The following is a 16,853-nucleotide window of genomic DNA, read 5'->3' as shown; positions in this document are numbered from 1 at the left end:
TACACTATTTAATATTTTCTATCTTTCTTTCCCTCAAAAAATAGATTACATTATTAAAGCAAATATGTTTATTAGGGGGATTCTTCTATGAAGAATAAAAAATGGATTACATTTTCTTTAGCAACAGCAATTACACTAAGTATAGGAGCTTCATTCATTCCGTCTACTTATGCGGAAAGCTCAGTAGACCCAGCTCCTGAAATTGCTGCAAAAGTTGTAAATCAAAATAGTGGGAAGAAAGTCTTATTCGATAATACACACGGTCAAACTGCCGGGACCGCTGACTGGGTTATTGATGGCGGTTTTTCTGACTTCGGAAACGGTATTGCCCAAAACGGATATCACGTAAAAGAACTTCGTAAATCCACGCCGATTACGTACGAAGATTTAAAAGACTACAATGTATTTATCGTTCCAGAAGCTAATATTCCTTACAAAAAATCTGAACAAGATGCAATGTTACAATATGTGAAAAATGGCGGAAGTATTTTCTTTATCGCTGACCATTATAATGCAGATCGTAATAAAAATCGCTGGGACTCTTCTGAAGTATTTAATGGATATAGACGCGGTGCGTGGGATAATCCTGCAAAAGGAATGTCTGCTGAGGAAGTAAATTCACAAGCTATGCAAGGAGTAGAAAGCTCTGATTGGCTATCTGACAACTTCGGTATTCGCTTCCGCTACAATGCAATCGGTGATGTTGCAGCTCAAAATATTGTGTCACCTGAACAATCATTCGGAATTACAAAAGGTGTTTCATCTGTAGCAATGCATGCTGGTTCTACTCTAGCAATTACAAATCCAAAACTAGCAAAAGGACTTGTTTATCTTCCAGAAAACCCGTCAAAATGGAATAACGCTGTTGATAGCGGTGTTTATAACGGCGGTGGTGTTGCAGAGGGACCTTATGCCGCTATCGCTAAAGTAGGACTTGGAAAAGCTGCCTTTATCGGTGACTCTTCTCCTGTTGAAGATGCATCGCCAAAATACGTTCGTGAAGATTCTGGCCAAACAAAGAAAACTTACGATGGCTATAAAGAAGAAAACGATGCTATCTTACTAGAAAACATCGTAAATTGGCTATCGAATAAAGAAACATTTACAAGTTTAGATCAAGTAAATGGTTTACAACTTGATTTGCCTACCACTTTACAATCATTTGAACAACCAATCTTATCAACTGAGCCACAACCTGAACCTTGGAGTGCGCCAAATGCAGGTTATCAATGGTTTAATACAAATACTTTCAAACCAGGTTCATACGGTTATAACGGTGCTGTAACAGCAAACGACTACGTAGTTACACACCCTAGCACTCTACCAAACAATGAAGTGTTCCAAATCAAAATTCAAGTAAATAACTTATTACCAAACACAACATACAATAATTACTCTTTAGGCATCTTCACTACTGGTGGTACACAAGTAGCAAAAGTTCAAAATTCAAATGGTACTTGGCCATCTACTTTTGGATATAGTAGTGCATTTTCTTTCACAACAAACACCTTAGGTTCTGCTGAGAAGATTGTAAATGTGCAAATCAACCCAAATACGACTGGACAAGCAACACTTCGTCTACGCCAAAATACAACAGCGAAATATAGTGAGACTGTAACGATTAATAAGAAATAATGAAAAAGGCAATCCGGATATGGATTGCCTTCTTTTTACTTCTCTTCTTTTGAGAAAAACATCCTTGAAATAACGATACCTATACTACCGACTATTAAGAATAAAACTGCCCTAATCATCATCGATACTTCTGGTAAGTCCAGAAGGAATAGCTTCCCTATCGTTACAACTAACACGACTAAGCCGGCATACAATATTTCACTCATATTTTTATTCCGTCCAAGCCAAACTGCAAATAATGCATATACCATCCATAATAACGATACAGATACACTTATTATACTTCCATCTGTAGAAAGCACTTCACCGACTCTAGTAATTGCAATAAATATGATAACCATAAACCAATAGAGCGCTATAGAATAAACATATTTTCCAAAGCTCATTAACACATCTTTCGCTTGTTTCATGCAGTAATAAAATGTACCTATTAAAATAATATGAGCAACGAACCCAGCTGAAAGGAAATGATCAAACGGGCTAAAAATAGTCTGTATCATTCCAATCGCATAAACCGTCGCACTAACATACAATTTTATTTGTTGTTTTACTTTAATAGCAGTCACCATACCGAGGAAACCTTGTAATAATAATACAATCGCTGCATTCACTAAACTATACTCATATAAAATTGCTAAACTAAATGCCCCCATTGCGAAACCAAATAAAAGATTTGTAAACGTAGAATGTCGATTCTTCCTATATTCAAACGCGAACATAGTAGCGTGTACGAGAGCACTTATCATTAATCCCCATGTTGTAAATTCAGGTATTTTTGAAATAGCTAATATAAAGAAAACTGCATTCGCACTAAATATTGCCAAGCGTGGTTCTACTATAAAATTTCTCTCCGTAAACATATGCCAAAATAATAGTAAGTGAATTAAACCATAAACAACTGTTAACTGTACTTGCAAATCTTCTACTAACATTGACATAATGGCAAAGAAGACGAAAAGGACAATAGCAGCAACAGCATAAGAAATCATATATAAATACTGATAACGATTTTTCAGCGCATACCATAATAAGCTAATTGTTAGTATCGTCTCATATCCAAAGAAAATATACGGATTAGGAGTCGTACTATTTAATAAGAATGGCACGAAGAAAGCTCCTACCGCTACGAAAATAGTAAGATATTCCGATTGATACCTCTTGGCTACATAAATACCTAAAATGACCCATGCAATATTACACGCAAATGCAACACTTGCTGGAATAAATCCATATAAATAATGTGCCGCAAATGTCGTTAAAACTATACCCGTAATACTTCCTCCTGCTAATACTAACCCTAACGCTTGCCGCTCTCGTTTAATTTGAATATCCCCTATATAATAAAAACCGATTGATAGGACAATACCAAACACAATTCGTATTGCTGGCGTTAATAATCCAGCATCTACCCCTGCTTTAAATAACCAGATTACTCCAAGTAACATAATACCGACAAATATGCGTGGTAACCACGTTTGGCAAAACTGAATAATATTAAATGGTTCTGGTTTAAAAGCAGATATATCTACTTGTTTTACCTCCCGTTCTTGCACGGGCTCTTTTATTGTAACTACTTCTTCTTTTGGTTTTTCTTCCGTTACCGTTTCAATATATTCTTTCTTTTCCTCCCTAACATGTTGCTGAGCATTTTCTACTTCTATTTCTTTTTGTTTTGCTTTCAATTCAAAGAGTGCTTCTTGAATTGTTTCAATTGCCGTTTCGAGCGCTTCTATTTTCTTATTTAAATCTTCCTTCATACGCTCCCCCCTCACCATTCATTCAAAACCTATATATTACCAATTAACTTTATCATACTATTAGTCTATTCATTTTCAATACCATTTTTCCAAAAAAGAAAGGTGCTTTCCGAAATAGGAAAACACCTCTTACTTATTTCTTCTTATTGAAAACAATACTCACGATAACACCAATGCAAACACCTATAATAGCTGGAACAATCCATCCCACACCTTCTGTATAAAACGGAATGTATTTCAATACTGATGTCCACTGATTCATCATTACATTTTTATTAAAAATATCGATTGCACTAAATACCGCTACAACCCCAACTGTTACTACATATACGTATGCATGCTTTCCAATATACTTATGGAATAACCCTAAAATAATAAGCGTTAATGCAATTGGATAAATAAATCCAAGAATTGGTACTGATACTTTTAAAATTTGTGTTAATCCTAAGTTAGCTAAAATCATACTAACAAAACTTAATATACATGCCCAAACTTTATACGCTACTTTCGGAAATGCACTTGCGAAAAATTGACTACAAGATGTAACAAGTCCAATTGAAACACATAAACACGCGATCGTAAAAATAAGACCTAATAAAACGACTCCACCTTGTCCAAATAACGTCGTCATCACTTGTGCTAATACGTTCGCCCCATTATCAAATGTACCTAACGAACCGCTAATTGAACCAACATATCCAAGTATGACATAAATAATAGATAATAATAGTCCTGCTCCAATTCCTGCAATGCTCATATATTTCGCTAAACCTTTATCATCTTCAATACCTTTTGCCCGAAGAGCATTTGCAATAACAATCCCAAAAATTAAAGCTGCTAATGCATCCATCGTTAAATACCCATCTAAAAACCCTTGGAACATAGGAGCTTGTCCATAATTTCCAGCAGCTTCTTTCACACTACCTACTGATGTAAACATACTCTTTATAAATATAAGGGCAATCATACCTAATAATAACGGTGTTAAAACCTTTCCGAACAACCCCATTAATTTAGACGGTGATAAACTTAACCAGTACACGATACTAAAGAAAATAACCGTATAACATAATAAAACTACGCTTCCCGCTTCTGGGAAGAACTGACCTGGCCCCATCTCAAAAGCTAAACTTCCTGCACGTGGTATACCAAGTCCTGGTCCAATAAATAAATACACGATACACGGAAAAATAATGGCAAATGAAGAATGAACCCTACCCGCTAACGTTTGAAAGCTTCCTGCTTTTGCAATCGCAATAACTCCCAATATAGGCAGACCTGTTGCTGATATAATAAACCCTACTAATGAAATCCACACATGTTCTCCTGCTTCATACCCAAGGAAAGGTGGGAATATAAGATTCCCCGCTCCAAAGAACATCGAAAATAACATAAGACTAATAAGTAAAATTTCTTTTTTCTGTAACAATTTCATTTCTTTCTCCTTCTTTAATTTCATCTTTTATGAAATCAATTTCACATATAAAAAAGTGCAATAAACCGCTTCCTTACAAAGAAAACATAGTCCATAGTCTAACATAAAAGAAACACCCATTCTATAGCTATATCTCTTTTCCAATTTCTTCTGAAAAATCAACCTTTATTGACTTATAATAGTTAATAAGGTAAAATATTAAATGTACAAAATTATTAACTTTGTGTTTGTTTGTGTCAGGAGGAAAATAACATGGAATCAGCGATACAACTAGAAAGAGAACAACAAAGAAAAAAGAAACATCCTCCAGGTTTATACTTACTCTTCTTTACAGAAATGTGGGAAAGATTTAGTTACTATGGATTACGAGGATTATTAACATTATATTTAACGACAGCTTTAGTAAGCGGTGGTCTTGGGTTTAGTCCCGCATGGGCACTCTCCATTTACGGATTTTATACTGGAGCCTGTTATTTCACACCAATGATTGGTGGATACTTAACAGACCGGTTCCTAGGTAGACGAAAAGCTATCACAATTGGTGGTATAACAATGGCAATCGGTAACCTTACACTATTCGCCATGCAAAACCAAGTCGGCCTATACCTCGGATTAGCGCTTATTATTATCGGTAATGGATTCTTCAAACCGAATATCTCTACACTTGTTGGAGAATTATACGAAGAGAATGATCCAAAACGTGACAGTGCATTTACCATTTTCTATATGGGTATTAACGTCGGATCATTTTTAGCTCCACTCGTTTGCGGATTTTTATCAGAAAATTTATTCAAAACAACAGTTGATGGCGTTGTACATTACGGATTCCGTTACGGTTTCTTAGCCGCTTCAATTGGAATGATCATTGGACAAATTTTATTTACAACACTATCAAATCGCTTCCTTGGTGATATCGGTAAAAAACCAACTCGCGATTTACAAACAACAGATGGACAACCATCAGTAGGAGATACACCGTTAACAAAAAAAGAAAAACAGCGTACCGCAGTTATCGTCATTTTAACATGCTTCGTTGTCTTCTTCTGGGCTGGCTTTGAACAAGCTGGTAGTTCATTAACATTATATACAAACAAATTTGTAGACCGCTCTGTGTTCGGATGGGAAGTTCCAACATCTTGGTTCCAATCGGTCAATCCATTATTTATTATTTTACTTGCTCCAGTTATTTCGGCATTATGGGCAAAACTTGCAACTCGCAAGCGCGGGGATTTAAAAATCCCAACTAAAATGGGACTTGGTATGATCTTGCTCGGTATCGGTTATATCATTCTCGTTATCGCTACATTAAAAACTGGTAGTGATGAACATAACATTACAGAAAAAGCAAACTTACTATTTATCGTCTTTACGTATCTTTTCCATACGTTAGGTGAGCTATTCTTATCACCTGTTGGACTATCAATGGTTAGTGCACTTGCCCCAGTAAAACTTGCTTCTTTATTAATGGGAGTATGGTTAGCAAGCTCAGGAATCGCTAACATTTTAGGCGGACAACTTGCAAGCTTCACAACTTCACTTGGATATGCTGAAGTATTTACCGTAATCGGAGCTGTAGCAATTGTATTAGGTTGTGTTTTATTACTAATTTCTAAGAAATTAGTGAAATGGATGGATTAAAAAAAGATGAGGGATTTCCCTCATCTTTTTTTATGCATTCTTACCTTTTTCTATCGCTTGTTCGTACAGCTCTTTATGTTCTTTATATTCACTTGGCACAAAATTCTTATAGAAGAACGCAAGCCAACTGTCGCCTTTTTTATATCCTTCTTCTCTAATTTCTGCTGCTTTTTTATTTGATTTAAATCCTTTAATAAACCATTTCTTTAATGATTCATTTTTTTCATACTTAGCAGGAACTTTCAAATCATAGTTTTCAAATGCATACTTATAGCCAGCTTTTTCTACTGCTTTTTTTGTAGACTTATAGCCCTTTTCATAAGCTGTTTCATACGCCTTCACGTACACATCTTTCTCTCTATTTCCAGGATTCTTTTCAGCTAGTTCCTTACCTGCCTTTTCCCCTAGTTCAGCTTGCTCTTTTTCAATTTTTTCTGTTCTTTCTTTATTCCCTACTTGGAAACCTTCTGCAAAGTTCGACTTAAACTCCGGAGCAATTTGACTGTCTTCCATCGTCTCTTGTGCTAAACCTTGCTCTTTTCCTTTTTCAAAATGCGTTTTCTTCTGCTCTTCTAAAGACCAAGATGCAGTATAAGCTGTTTTAAATGCTTCTTTATATGTATCTGATTTTCCAGCTAAATGTGATTCCGCATCATTTTTCCCTGCTTTAAAATCAGTCCCTCCACTTTTTTGTCCCTCAAGCTGTCCTTTTTCCATATCAGCTTGACGCTGTGCTTCCTCTCGCTTACGTGCCTCTTCTGCTTTTCTTTGATCTTCAGCTACACGTTGTCTCTCTTCCTCTGCCTTTCTTTGTTCCTCCGCTACACGCTGTCTCTCTTCTTCAGCTTTACGCTGCGCCTCTGCGGCACGTTGTTTTTCAGCCTCAGCATTGCGCTGCGCTTCCGCTTGTCTTTCAGCTTCTACAGCACCATTATTATTTTGACTAGGAGCTGGACTCGTTGCACCACTACTAGAAGCTGGCTTATTGTGATAATGATATTCCCCGTACTGCAATCCCCATTTTTCACAATTTGTACGACACGTATGTCCCCCATTAGCATCTGTACGCCCTGGATGCGCATAGGCTGAAATTGGAGCTACCAATAACGCTACACTTGTTGTTAAAAGAAGTTTCTTCACCTGTTGCTTCACTCTTGTTCCTCCCAAAATCTTGAATTCTAACTTTATTATACATAAATAGAAAAATACTTAAATACCAACTAAAATATTCTATTATTTCTCAACATTAGTAAAAAAGAAGGTCAACTCTTTAAAGAGTTGACCTTCTTTTTTACTTTTTCGCCTTCGTTCCTAATAAATCACCAGCAACAACGTAACGCTTAGAATTATCCTTCACAGATACACATGTAATAAGCGTTATTTCATCTTTCCCATGATCTTCAACAACTTCCCACTTATCAGGCGTTACTTCAGATACACCAGTAACCGCATATTCATATTCGTTTTCATTATCATACAAATAAATTTTGTCGCCTTTTTTTAAAGAGGCTACATCACTAAATAAAACACCTTTTTTAGACATGTTATGTCCTGCTAATGCATAATTCCCTTTTCCCATTACTTGATTTTCTTTTACTGTCGCTGCACCTGATAATAGGTTTTTCTCAGTAGAAGATTTTAAAACAGGAAGTTCTAATGAAACACTCGGGATCGAAATACGACCAATTACTTGTTTCTTATCTAATGATGCATTCGCTACTTCTGCCAAGTCTGGTTGATCAATTTTCGAAGCATCTACAAATTCCGTCTCATGTTTTTCATAATCCATTTTTTGAACAGCCTGTACATTTTCAGTCTGTTTCTTTTCAGCCTGATATCCATCATAAAATGGCTTTCCGATTAACACACCACCTACAACAAATAGAAGGATTGCTACTATACTATAAATTCTTTGCTTATTCATATACAATTCCTTTCCCTTACAAAATCTTACTCTATATAAAATGATAAGATAATATTGCTATATGTACAAGTGTAAGCTGAAAAGAAACCTTCTTGCCGATGCAAGAAGGTTTCTTTTTAAGCTAATTTATTTCTGTATAGTGATACGTGGAATACTGTCATTTGAATAAAGAAAATAGAAAATAGAATATACAATGGGTATCCAGGAAGATATTCATTAATAATAGGCGAAAAAGTTAAAAATCCAACTGCACAAGGTAACACAAACCATAACGATACAAATGTTGTTCGACAAGCTTTATCCGTAATGGCTTTTTCACGTTCATCTTCTAGTGGAAATAATAATGGATACATCCAAAAAGATAAATTCTTGTACTTTTTCTTTTGAATTCTATAAAAAATTGTAACTATAATAGCTCCAATAAATAATAAAATGAATGGCACTCCATTAAACCATACTTCAAATGGGAATCTCTCGTTTTTAATTATATCTGCCAACTCTGTAATAACACTATAAAATTCAACAAATGTCCAGCATGCTAAAGCAGTATAAAGCACATTTATAATATAAGAAAAACCAATCCTATTCATCCTCTTCCCCCTCCTTATTTAAAACAAACACATCTTCCATCTTTAACTGAAATACATCGCAAATCATAAGCGCTAATAATAATGAAGGAACATAATCCCCTTTTTCAATTGCAGCAATCGTTTGTCTCGTCACTCCAACCTTTTCTGCTAATACACTTTGCGAAAAATTAAACCGAGCTCTTAATTCCTTCACTCTATTTAAAATGGTCAAATTTACCACCTCTCATTTATATTGTATGCTAACCTTAACAAAATGTAAACTCTACTTAACATTAGTTTCATAAAAAAATCCAACTTGACGTATTGTAAAGTTGGATTACATGTTAGTTTAAAATTGTAACTTTAACTGTTCTTCTGCCCCAGCTACTTGATGAACCTTTATCTGGCATTAAAACATCAATTCTGTGACCTTTAATAGCTCCGCCAGTGTCTGCTGCAATAGCAACTCCATACCCGTCAACCTTTACAGTAGAGCCTAATGGAATAACAGCTGGATCAACCGCAATTAATTTCATTCCTGGGTTTGCAGTTAAATTATAACCTTTACCACCTGGTCCCCATGCAGAAAATACTTGTTGACCTGGCGCATAACCATTTTCAGCTGGATCCGCTGTATAAGCTGTAGCTTCTACATAGATCTCTCTTCCACCAGCAGTTGGCTTCGAAGGCTGTTCAGGTTCTACCTTCGAATTATTATTAGCAACTGGTTCGGCTGGTTTACTAGCTTGTTCTTGCTTTTTCTTTTCAGCAATTTCTGCTTGTGCTTTTACTAAAGCTTCTTGCTCTGCTTTTGCAGCCGCTTCTGCTTTTGCACGCTCTTCCGCTGCAATTCTTGCTGCTTCTTGCTCACGAGCAATCGTTTCTTGCACTGCCTTCATGTTTGATTCGATTTTAGCTTTTTCTTCTGCAGCTAAATTAAGTTGGCTTGCAACCTGATTATATTTAGCTTGAACTGTTTGTAAGTTAGCTTGACGCTTTTTCAAGTTATCTTGCAGTTCAGCTTGTGCTTTTGCTAATTTTTGTTTGTCTACTACTAAAGATGCTTCTTTCTCGTCAATTGTTTTCTTATCTTCTTCAATTTGACGAAGGTCTTGTTCTTGTAGACGTAAAATCTCTTTATCAGCTTCTAGAATAGTAGAAACTGCGTTCATACGTTGTAGGAAATCAGCAAAGTTTTTTGACTCTACAACAACTTCTACTACTAAACTTGTATTTGAACTGTTTTGAACAGAAACCATACGTTTTCTCATAATGTCCTTGCGCGCAAGAACTTTATCTTCTAAAACGACAATCTCTTTCTTTTTTTGTTCAATCTGCTTATGTGTTTCATCAATTTTACGTTGAATAGCAGCTTGATCCTCTTTATTTTTTGCAATTGTATTATTTAAATTATGTAGTTCGTTTTCGATACCTTGAATTTCTTTATTAACAGCTTGCTTCTCTTGCTCTTTCTTTTGCATTTCTGCATCGTTTTGCTGCAATTGCTGTTGCATGTTGTTAAGTTTCTCGTCGTTTGACTCTGCTTTAACAGCGACTGTACTAGAAAGACCTATAATTCCTGCTAATACTAGACTACTGATTCGCTTAAAATAGTTCATAATCCGACTCCCTTCTTATACAGTTATACATGATTTATTTTACAGTTTGTTTACAATATCATTAAATACAGTTTATTTTTCATGACGAAAAAAAGGGAATTATGCATAAAATGTAATAGATTCTTAAATATTTAACAATTCCTATATTTAAAAATTATAAAAGATGCTAAAATCCAAATATAGAGAAAATATAACTTCTAAAGGCGGTTGAAATAAATATATGTTTACTCAAAAGAAATCACTCCAACATAAAATTGATCAATTAGAAAGTCGTATACAAGAACTAGAAGCAGAATTAAAACAAAAGGATATCGAACAACAAGAGACTATTTCTTCTATCCACGATCGTGTACAAAGCGTTGTTCAAGAACATAAACTTGTAAATAGCCAGCACCATACACTTCAAAATTTAGTTCAACAATTAAACTCATGTTTCGAAAATGTTTCAACGCGCACGACACATTCCAATGAATTGAATAACGAAATGTTACAAAAAGAACAAAGTTTAATTCAATCTATTGAAGAAATTATTGACTGTTCTAATGAAGGTAAAGAATCTGTTCACCGTTTACTTATTGTAATTAACAAATTAGGTGAACAATCTCAGCGTACGTCTAACAGTATGAATCATTTAAGTGAACGCTCAAAAGAAATCGAACAAATTGTAGAAGTCATTCAAAACATTGCAGCACAAACAAATTTACTTGCTTTAAATGCAAGTATTGAAGCCGCGCGTGCTGGAGAGCACGGTAAAGGATTCGCTGTCGTTGCTAATGAAGTAAGAAAACTAGCAGAAAGTACAGCGGAAAGTACAAAAAACATCGGCAACTTAACGAAAAAAATTCAAGAAGAAATTGAAAAAGCATACGATAATACAAAAGATAATTTACATTTAGTCGATGAAGGTGTAGAAATGAGTGCCGATACAAACGCTAGAATCGAAAATATTTTAATTATGATTCAAACGTTACAAAACGGTGCTACCAATGTTATTAAAGCTATCGAAAACCAAAAATCTTGTAATGATGATATATTACGAGAATTTGCTAATACACAACAAATGTTCCAAAAGTTAAATACTACTATTATGAATCACATTCATGATGCTGAGAAAGTCGATGTTCAATTAACGAAAAGTCTTGAAGAAACAGTAGTTTTTCATTAATAATAAAAATCCCTTATACTTTTATAAGGGATTTTTATTATATTTCGAATATTTATTTCTTCTCAATATTCATCTGTATCTTTGTTATAATGGACAAGTTATTTCTTTAGACTATTAAACAAGGAGGTTATTATGGAACAATTTCACTACATTTTAAAATATTTAATTCTTGGTCTGTTCCAAGGACTAACAGAACCCATTCCGATTTCTTCAAGCGGGCATCTCGTTTTAGCACAGCACTTGCTAGGACTAAAAATAGAAGGGTTTAGCTTCGAACTACTTGTTAATTCAGCTTCATTATTAGCTGTGTTACTTATTTATAGAAAGGACTTAATTCGTCTAACGAAGAATGGTCTATCTTATATCTTTACAAGAGCAGAGGACGCAAAATCAGATTTCTTCTTTATTATTTATCTTGTTGTTGCGACGATTCCAGCAGGTGTTATTGGTGTTTTATTTAAGGATTACATCGACCAGTACTTAAAAGGTGTGAAGATGGTTGGGATTTCCCTTCTTATTACCGCTGTCGGTCTCTGGATTATTAGAAATTTGCGTGGACGTAAAAATGATGGCGATCTTTCTATGAAAGATGCAATCATCGTCGGATTAGCACAAGCTTGCGCACTCATTCCTGGAATAAGCCGCTCAGGTGCAACAATTGTAGCGGCGATGTTACTTGGTATGAAGCAAGAAACAGCACTTCGTTTCTCATTCCTACTATATATCCCTGTTAGCTTAGGTGGCTTATTACTAAGTATTACAGACATTGCAAAAGATCCAAATCTAGACACACTATTCGTACCATATGTCGTTGCTTTTATCGCAACATTTATCATGACATATATTTCGTTAAAATGGTTTATGAACATTATGGCAAAAGGAAATTTAAAATATTTCTCTTTCTATTGTATTATCGTAGGTGTACTTACTCTTATTTTCTTATAAAGTGAAACTTACAAAGCGAAAAGCGAATCATTCTATTAAACTAGGAGGCATCGCTTTTTTATACCTTTATAATGATAAAGCCCCTCTTACTTTTTTGTGCAGTAAGGGGGGCTCTTTTATGCGTATACTTTCTTTTCTTGACAATACAAACGAATAACATGTTTATTTTGTTGAAATACATCATGCGTTAGGCGGATAATAATAAAATTTCGTTTTGTTTGATCATCATGAACAAAAATCTGTTCTCCCTCCTGAAAATGCCATGCACTTTCAAAAGTTGTAATATGATCCCCACTTACAGAAAAAAGCTCATATCGCATATCTTGTACCCTCTCTCAACTAATGATAATCATAATATTCTTATATTAAATTTAGTATAACTTAATTCCATTGAAATTTGTAATTTTTTCTATTTCGAAATATTTTAATTTTGTTTTAAGGTTCTTTTAACGTTATAATGATAAACGAATTTTCATTGAAAGGAGCTTCATTTTGACTGCATATTTATTTCCAATAAAAACAGCATTTATTTTATTTCCTATTTTAGCGATGTTTCTATTAATCCCTTTTTTAATATTTAATTATCGCAAATATGGTTATTTGAATAAATGGCGTTCATTTATTTTATATTCACTATTACTCTATGTATTAAATGCTTATTTTCTTGTTATTTTACCTTTGCCACAAACATATGATACATGTAGCCTACAACCGGCTAATACACAACATATGCAACTCTCGCCATTTTATTTCATACAAGAGATTAGTAATCATACCTCGGCAATTTTAACGAAGCCAGCTACGTACTTCTATTTATTAAAGGAATCTGCGTTTTTACAAGTCGCTTTTAACGTTTTATTAACTGTTCCATTTGGTATGTACTTACGCTATTATTTCCGACGTAGTTTCTTACAAACAGCGTGCATTTCTTTTTGCCTTTCGCTGTTCTTTGAGTTAACACAAGTAACTGGATTATATGGTATTTATAATTGTGCCTATCGCTTATTTGATATTGACGATTTGTTTTTAAACACACTAGGCGGCGTAATTGGTTTTATCATTGCACCAATATTTACGTACTTCCTTCCGAAAACAAGCGAACTAGATATTCGTATTGATTTAGAAACAAAACCAGTCGGATTTATTCGTCGTCTCATTGCTATGCAAATTGATTGGATTTTCTTATCTATCGTTGTACCGTTCATTAAAAACAAAGGGAATTCACTATTTATCGCTAACATCCAATCTTATACAAATGTATACGAACTCCTTTTCATTACATGTTCAGTCTTCATTTACTTTATTATCATTCCATACTTTACAAATGGAAGAACAATAGGAAAAGCATTGCTTCGGATTTACATTAAAGGCCAGGCAGAGCGTATTACACTAAAAGAATTATTCATCCGCTACGGTATATTCTATTTCATTTTAGGTGGAATCAATTATATTCTTTCGAGTAGCTCTATCTTAAATCTTAAAGAGCCTTTGGTATTAGTAGTTATATTATTATTCCAACTCGTAATTAACGGTCTATTTATTATTCATGTTTTATTACATGTATTTAGTCGTGATAAGTTACTATTTTACGAGCACATTAGTCACACAAGAAATGCGATCATACTAAAAAAAGCTGACAAGTAATACTTTGTCAGCTTTTTTTCATAATCGTAAATAATTTTTCTGTGTAAGGATTTGAAAACACTTCTGCTTCATCTAGTAACTTTCTCACCTTTAGAAACGAATGCATTTCCGGATATATATTTTGTAATTTTTCGTACGTTAACGTATGCATTTTCCCCCAATGCGGGCGCCCTTCATACTTTAGAAAAATTTTCTCCACCTCACCAAAATAAGCAGCATACTTCATACCTTTATACATATGAACAGCAATGTACGCTGAATCCCTTCCGTATGCTGGACTGAGCCATATATCATCACTTTTCACATAACGACATTCAATCGGAAAGTGTACTTTATACTTTTTCTTTTCAATAAGATTTGATATTTCTTCTACAACGACCTGCATATACTTTGACGGAACACTATACTCCATTTCATAAAATGGAACTGCACGAGATGTAGCAAATACTTCATAACTCGGACCAATTATTTTTGTATTCGGTACAGCTTTAGCTGATAATCGACTTACTCCTTTACTTATAGAAGGAAACCATTTACATCCTTTAGATAACAAAGAGAACATCTTATTTTCAAGCAACTCTACCTTGAGTTTATGCCATTTCAAATCACTTTTTTTACCCGTCGTTTCATTTGTAAATTTCACTTGTACTTCATCTGAATAAGGAAAAACGAAAAATTCAAAATGGCGATTTTTTTTATATTCTTCTAGCTTGTTCATTACAGTAGATAATGACTGTTTTTCACTTTTATAAACAAGTGAATAGGCTGGAATAACCTTCAATTTTATTTTTACAATGATACCTAACATTCCAAGCGATAACTGAAAGCCTCTCCAATATTCCACATTCTCAGTTTCCGAACAAACTATACTCTCACCTGTAGATAAAACTGCAGTAATCTCTATCACTTGTGTTGATAAACTTCCAAAGGTAATACCCGTTCCATGAGTCCCTGTACTAATCGCTCCTGCAATTGATTGTGAATCAATATCCCCTAAATTTTCTTGCGCATAACCTTTTTCTGCAAGTAACTTCCCTAAGTCATGTAGCTTTGTTCCTGCCCATACTTCGGCAACCATCTTCTCTTCATCAATATTCACAATACCTTTCAATTCATCTAAAGAAATTAAAATTTCTTCCGTCTGCACAAGAGGGGTAAACGAGTGTCCTGAACCGACAACGCGAATTTTCTTCCCTTCTTTTCGTGCAAGCTCTACAACTTCTACTACATCTTGTATACTTTCTGGATACATCGTATAATGCGGTGTTCCTTCTACATTCCCTGTCCAATTTCTCCATTTCTGTCCCTTTATAGAAAGCATTGGCCATCCCCCCGATATGTTGAATACTCCCCAACAATCTCTCCTTCTTTCACACGATATAAAAACGGAAACCGTTCACATAACTCTCCAGCTTTACTATGACGAAACAAGATAGCATCTCCTATCTCTACTCGTTCCTCACCGTTATAAAAAATTGGTGTTTGTACTTCACCAGCGCCTTCTAAAGCTAATAGTTTGGCATCATTTGGCCTCCAAATCTCAGGTTCTTTATCTTTCCCGATTGCGCCTGAGGCAATATATCCACCACCTAGACAAGTGTAAATAAACGGGGCTGGTTTACGCACAACTGGTAAAGCAAATCCGACAGCTGGATGAAATTGCACCTCTTTATAATAATCAAATAGCTTCGGAGCATAAAAAGCAGAGCCTATTGTAATCTCCGAAACTGCATTATCTTTCTCAGTTGTTTTTATGCTTCCTGTGCCTCCCCCATTTACAAACCTTAGTTCAATACCTAGTTTTTGGATTTCTTTTACGATATGTCCTCTTCTTCCTTTAACTTCTAACACCGATTTCTTCTTTAAGTACGAAATCACTTTACTTTTCACTCGTTGATTCGGTATGTGATCTCCTACCCCAGCAATTTGTGCTTCATATCCCATGACACCGTCTAGTATTAAAAATGATGATTCCTTCAATCTTTTTACTATTTTCAAAGCACCCTGCACATCTTTTACCGGTGATCTTTTGACCCCAAAATGAAGCTTAAAAAAACGACTACTCATATCAATATCTAAGCAAACACGAAAACATCCTTTAGACTTCTCAGCAATTTTTTCTAAATAAACAATATGATCTTCACAATCCACCATACAAGTTATAATGAGCCCTTGCTTTGTTAGCAAACTTATTTCATGTAACGCCCTATCATCATAAGCAGGATATCCGAGCAATAAATCATTGAATCCTTGTTCAATTAAAAACAAAACTTCCCTAGGTGAAAAACACATAATACCTTGAAAACAATCGTTTGCAGATAAAATCTTTTGCATAACCGGAACAGAACGTAACGATTTACTCGCTATACGAATCCTCTTATTCCCACTTAATTCTATAATCGATTGAATATTTCTATCTAAAGCCACTTCATCCAAAAATGCACACGGTAATGGAACCTCTTTAAAAATTCCTCGATCCACATTTTTCTCTCCTCTTTTCAATATGTCTTATACATATTGGA

Annotated in this window: 15 protein-coding genes; 5 read left to right on the top strand and 10 right to left on the bottom strand. The window is 34.7% G+C overall.

Translation table 11 applies throughout. The features are described from left to right. Window positions 1-87 precede the first annotated feature (87 nt). Window positions 88-1,635 carry a DNA-binding protein gene (locus FS742_RS25005; RefSeq protein ID WP_144615843.1) on the top strand — a complete coding sequence of 516 codons (1,548 nt, stop codon included), beginning with the start codon at window positions 88-90 and terminating at the stop codon, window positions 1,633-1,635. A 35-nt stretch (window positions 1,636-1,670) separates the two neighbouring features. Here the strand turns inward: FS742_RS25005 and FS742_RS25000 are convergent, their stop codons facing one another. Both FS742_RS25000 and brnQ1 read right to left on the bottom strand, forming a co-directional pair. After that, a complete protein-coding gene (locus FS742_RS25000) occupies window positions 1,671-3,392 on the bottom strand; it encodes a DUF2339 domain-containing protein (protein WP_144615841.1) in 1,722 nt (573 codons plus the stop codon). 133 nt (window positions 3,393-3,525) lie between these two features. Then, window positions 3,526-4,827: a branched-chain amino acid transport system II carrier protein BrnQ1 gene (brnQ1, locus tag FS742_RS24995; protein WP_144615839.1), complete on the bottom strand. Its 1,302-nt coding sequence runs from the start codon at window positions 4,825-4,827 to the stop codon at window positions 3,526-3,528. 252 nt (window positions 4,828-5,079) lie between these two features. Between brnQ1 and FS742_RS24990 the strand changes: the two genes are divergently transcribed. Further along, window positions 5,080-6,465: a peptide MFS transporter gene (locus FS742_RS24990; RefSeq protein ID WP_000443151.1), complete on the top strand. Its 1,386-nt coding sequence runs from the start codon at window positions 5,080-5,082 to the stop codon at window positions 6,463-6,465. 30 nt (window positions 6,466-6,495) lie between these two features. Here the strand turns inward: FS742_RS24990 and FS742_RS24985 are convergent, their stop codons facing one another. The 5 genes from FS742_RS24985 to FS742_RS24965 form a co-directional block, all read right to left on the bottom strand. Continuing rightward, window positions 6,496-7,617: a YHYH domain-containing protein gene (locus tag FS742_RS24985; RefSeq protein ID WP_144615837.1), complete on the bottom strand. Its 1,122-nt coding sequence runs from the start codon at window positions 7,615-7,617 to the stop codon at window positions 6,496-6,498. A 139-nt stretch (window positions 7,618-7,756) separates the two neighbouring features. After that, window positions 7,757-8,389 carry a class A sortase gene (locus FS742_RS24980; RefSeq protein WP_001041719.1) on the bottom strand — a complete coding sequence of 211 codons (633 nt, stop codon included), beginning with the start codon at window positions 8,387-8,389 and terminating at the stop codon, window positions 7,757-7,759. A 116-nt stretch (window positions 8,390-8,505) separates the two neighbouring features. Next, the gene (locus tag FS742_RS24975; RefSeq protein ID WP_001079697.1) at window positions 8,506-8,979 is read right to left on the bottom strand and encodes a DUF2178 domain-containing protein; all 474 of its coding nucleotides are present in this window, start codon (window positions 8,977-8,979) and stop codon (window positions 8,506-8,508) included. Further along, window positions 8,972-9,190: a helix-turn-helix transcriptional regulator gene (locus tag FS742_RS24970; protein WP_000154007.1), complete on the bottom strand. Its 219-nt coding sequence runs from the start codon at window positions 9,188-9,190 to the stop codon at window positions 8,972-8,974. Before FS742_RS24970 ends, FS742_RS24975 begins: the two co-directional genes overlap by 8 nt. Before the next feature lie 112 nt (window positions 9,191-9,302). Then, complete coding sequence (locus FS742_RS24965) at window positions 9,303-10,577, bottom strand: 3D domain-containing protein (protein ID WP_001105806.1); 1,275 nt, start codon at window positions 10,575-10,577, stop codon at window positions 9,303-9,305. 220 nt (window positions 10,578-10,797) lie between these two features. Here FS742_RS24965 and FS742_RS24960 point away from each other — a divergent pair, with 220 nt between their 5' ends. Then, window positions 10,798-11,742: a methyl-accepting chemotaxis protein gene (locus FS742_RS24960; RefSeq protein WP_144615835.1), complete on the top strand. Its 945-nt coding sequence runs from the start codon at window positions 10,798-10,800 to the stop codon at window positions 11,740-11,742. Window positions 11,743-11,874: 132 nt separating this feature from the next. Continuing rightward, window positions 11,875-12,687: an undecaprenyl-diphosphate phosphatase gene (locus tag FS742_RS24955; protein WP_000434542.1), complete on the top strand. Its 813-nt coding sequence runs from the start codon at window positions 11,875-11,877 to the stop codon at window positions 12,685-12,687. 116 nt (window positions 12,688-12,803) lie between these two features. Here FS742_RS24955 and FS742_RS24950 read toward each other — a convergent pair whose 3' ends face one another. Next, on the bottom strand, window positions 12,804-13,007 hold the full coding sequence (locus FS742_RS24950) for a hypothetical protein (protein ID WP_001268328.1): 204 nt from the start codon (window positions 13,005-13,007) through the stop codon (window positions 12,804-12,806). A 172-nt stretch (window positions 13,008-13,179) separates the two neighbouring features. Here FS742_RS24950 and FS742_RS24945 point away from each other — a divergent pair, with 172 nt between their 5' ends. Beyond that, the gene (locus FS742_RS24945) at window positions 13,180-14,331 is read left to right on the top strand and encodes a VanZ family protein (protein ID WP_144615834.1); all 1,152 of its coding nucleotides are present in this window, start codon (window positions 13,180-13,182) and stop codon (window positions 14,329-14,331) included. Window positions 14,332-14,338: 7 nt separating this feature from the next. Here the strand turns inward: FS742_RS24945 and FS742_RS24940 are convergent, their stop codons facing one another. Beyond that, the gene (locus tag FS742_RS24940; protein WP_000948933.1) at window positions 14,339-15,652 is read right to left on the bottom strand and encodes a D-arabinono-1,4-lactone oxidase; all 1,314 of its coding nucleotides are present in this window, start codon (window positions 15,650-15,652) and stop codon (window positions 14,339-14,341) included. Next, window positions 15,640-16,812, bottom strand: a complete 1,173-nt coding sequence (locus tag FS742_RS24935) for an amino acid deaminase/aldolase (RefSeq protein WP_144615832.1) — start codon at window positions 16,810-16,812, stop codon at window positions 15,640-15,642. The genes FS742_RS24940 and FS742_RS24935 overlap by 13 nt, the downstream gene beginning before the upstream one ends. Between the last annotated feature and the right edge of the window lie 41 nt (window positions 16,813-16,853).

It is taken from the genome of Bacillus cereus (assembly GCF_007678085.1).
In the GTDB taxonomy this organism is placed as follows: Bacteria; Bacillota; Bacilli; order Bacillales; family Bacillaceae_G; genus Bacillus_A; species Bacillus_A cereus_BE.
The sequence above is the reverse complement of the archived record's forward strand: the minus strand, read 5'-3'. Positions and strand labels throughout refer to the sequence as shown.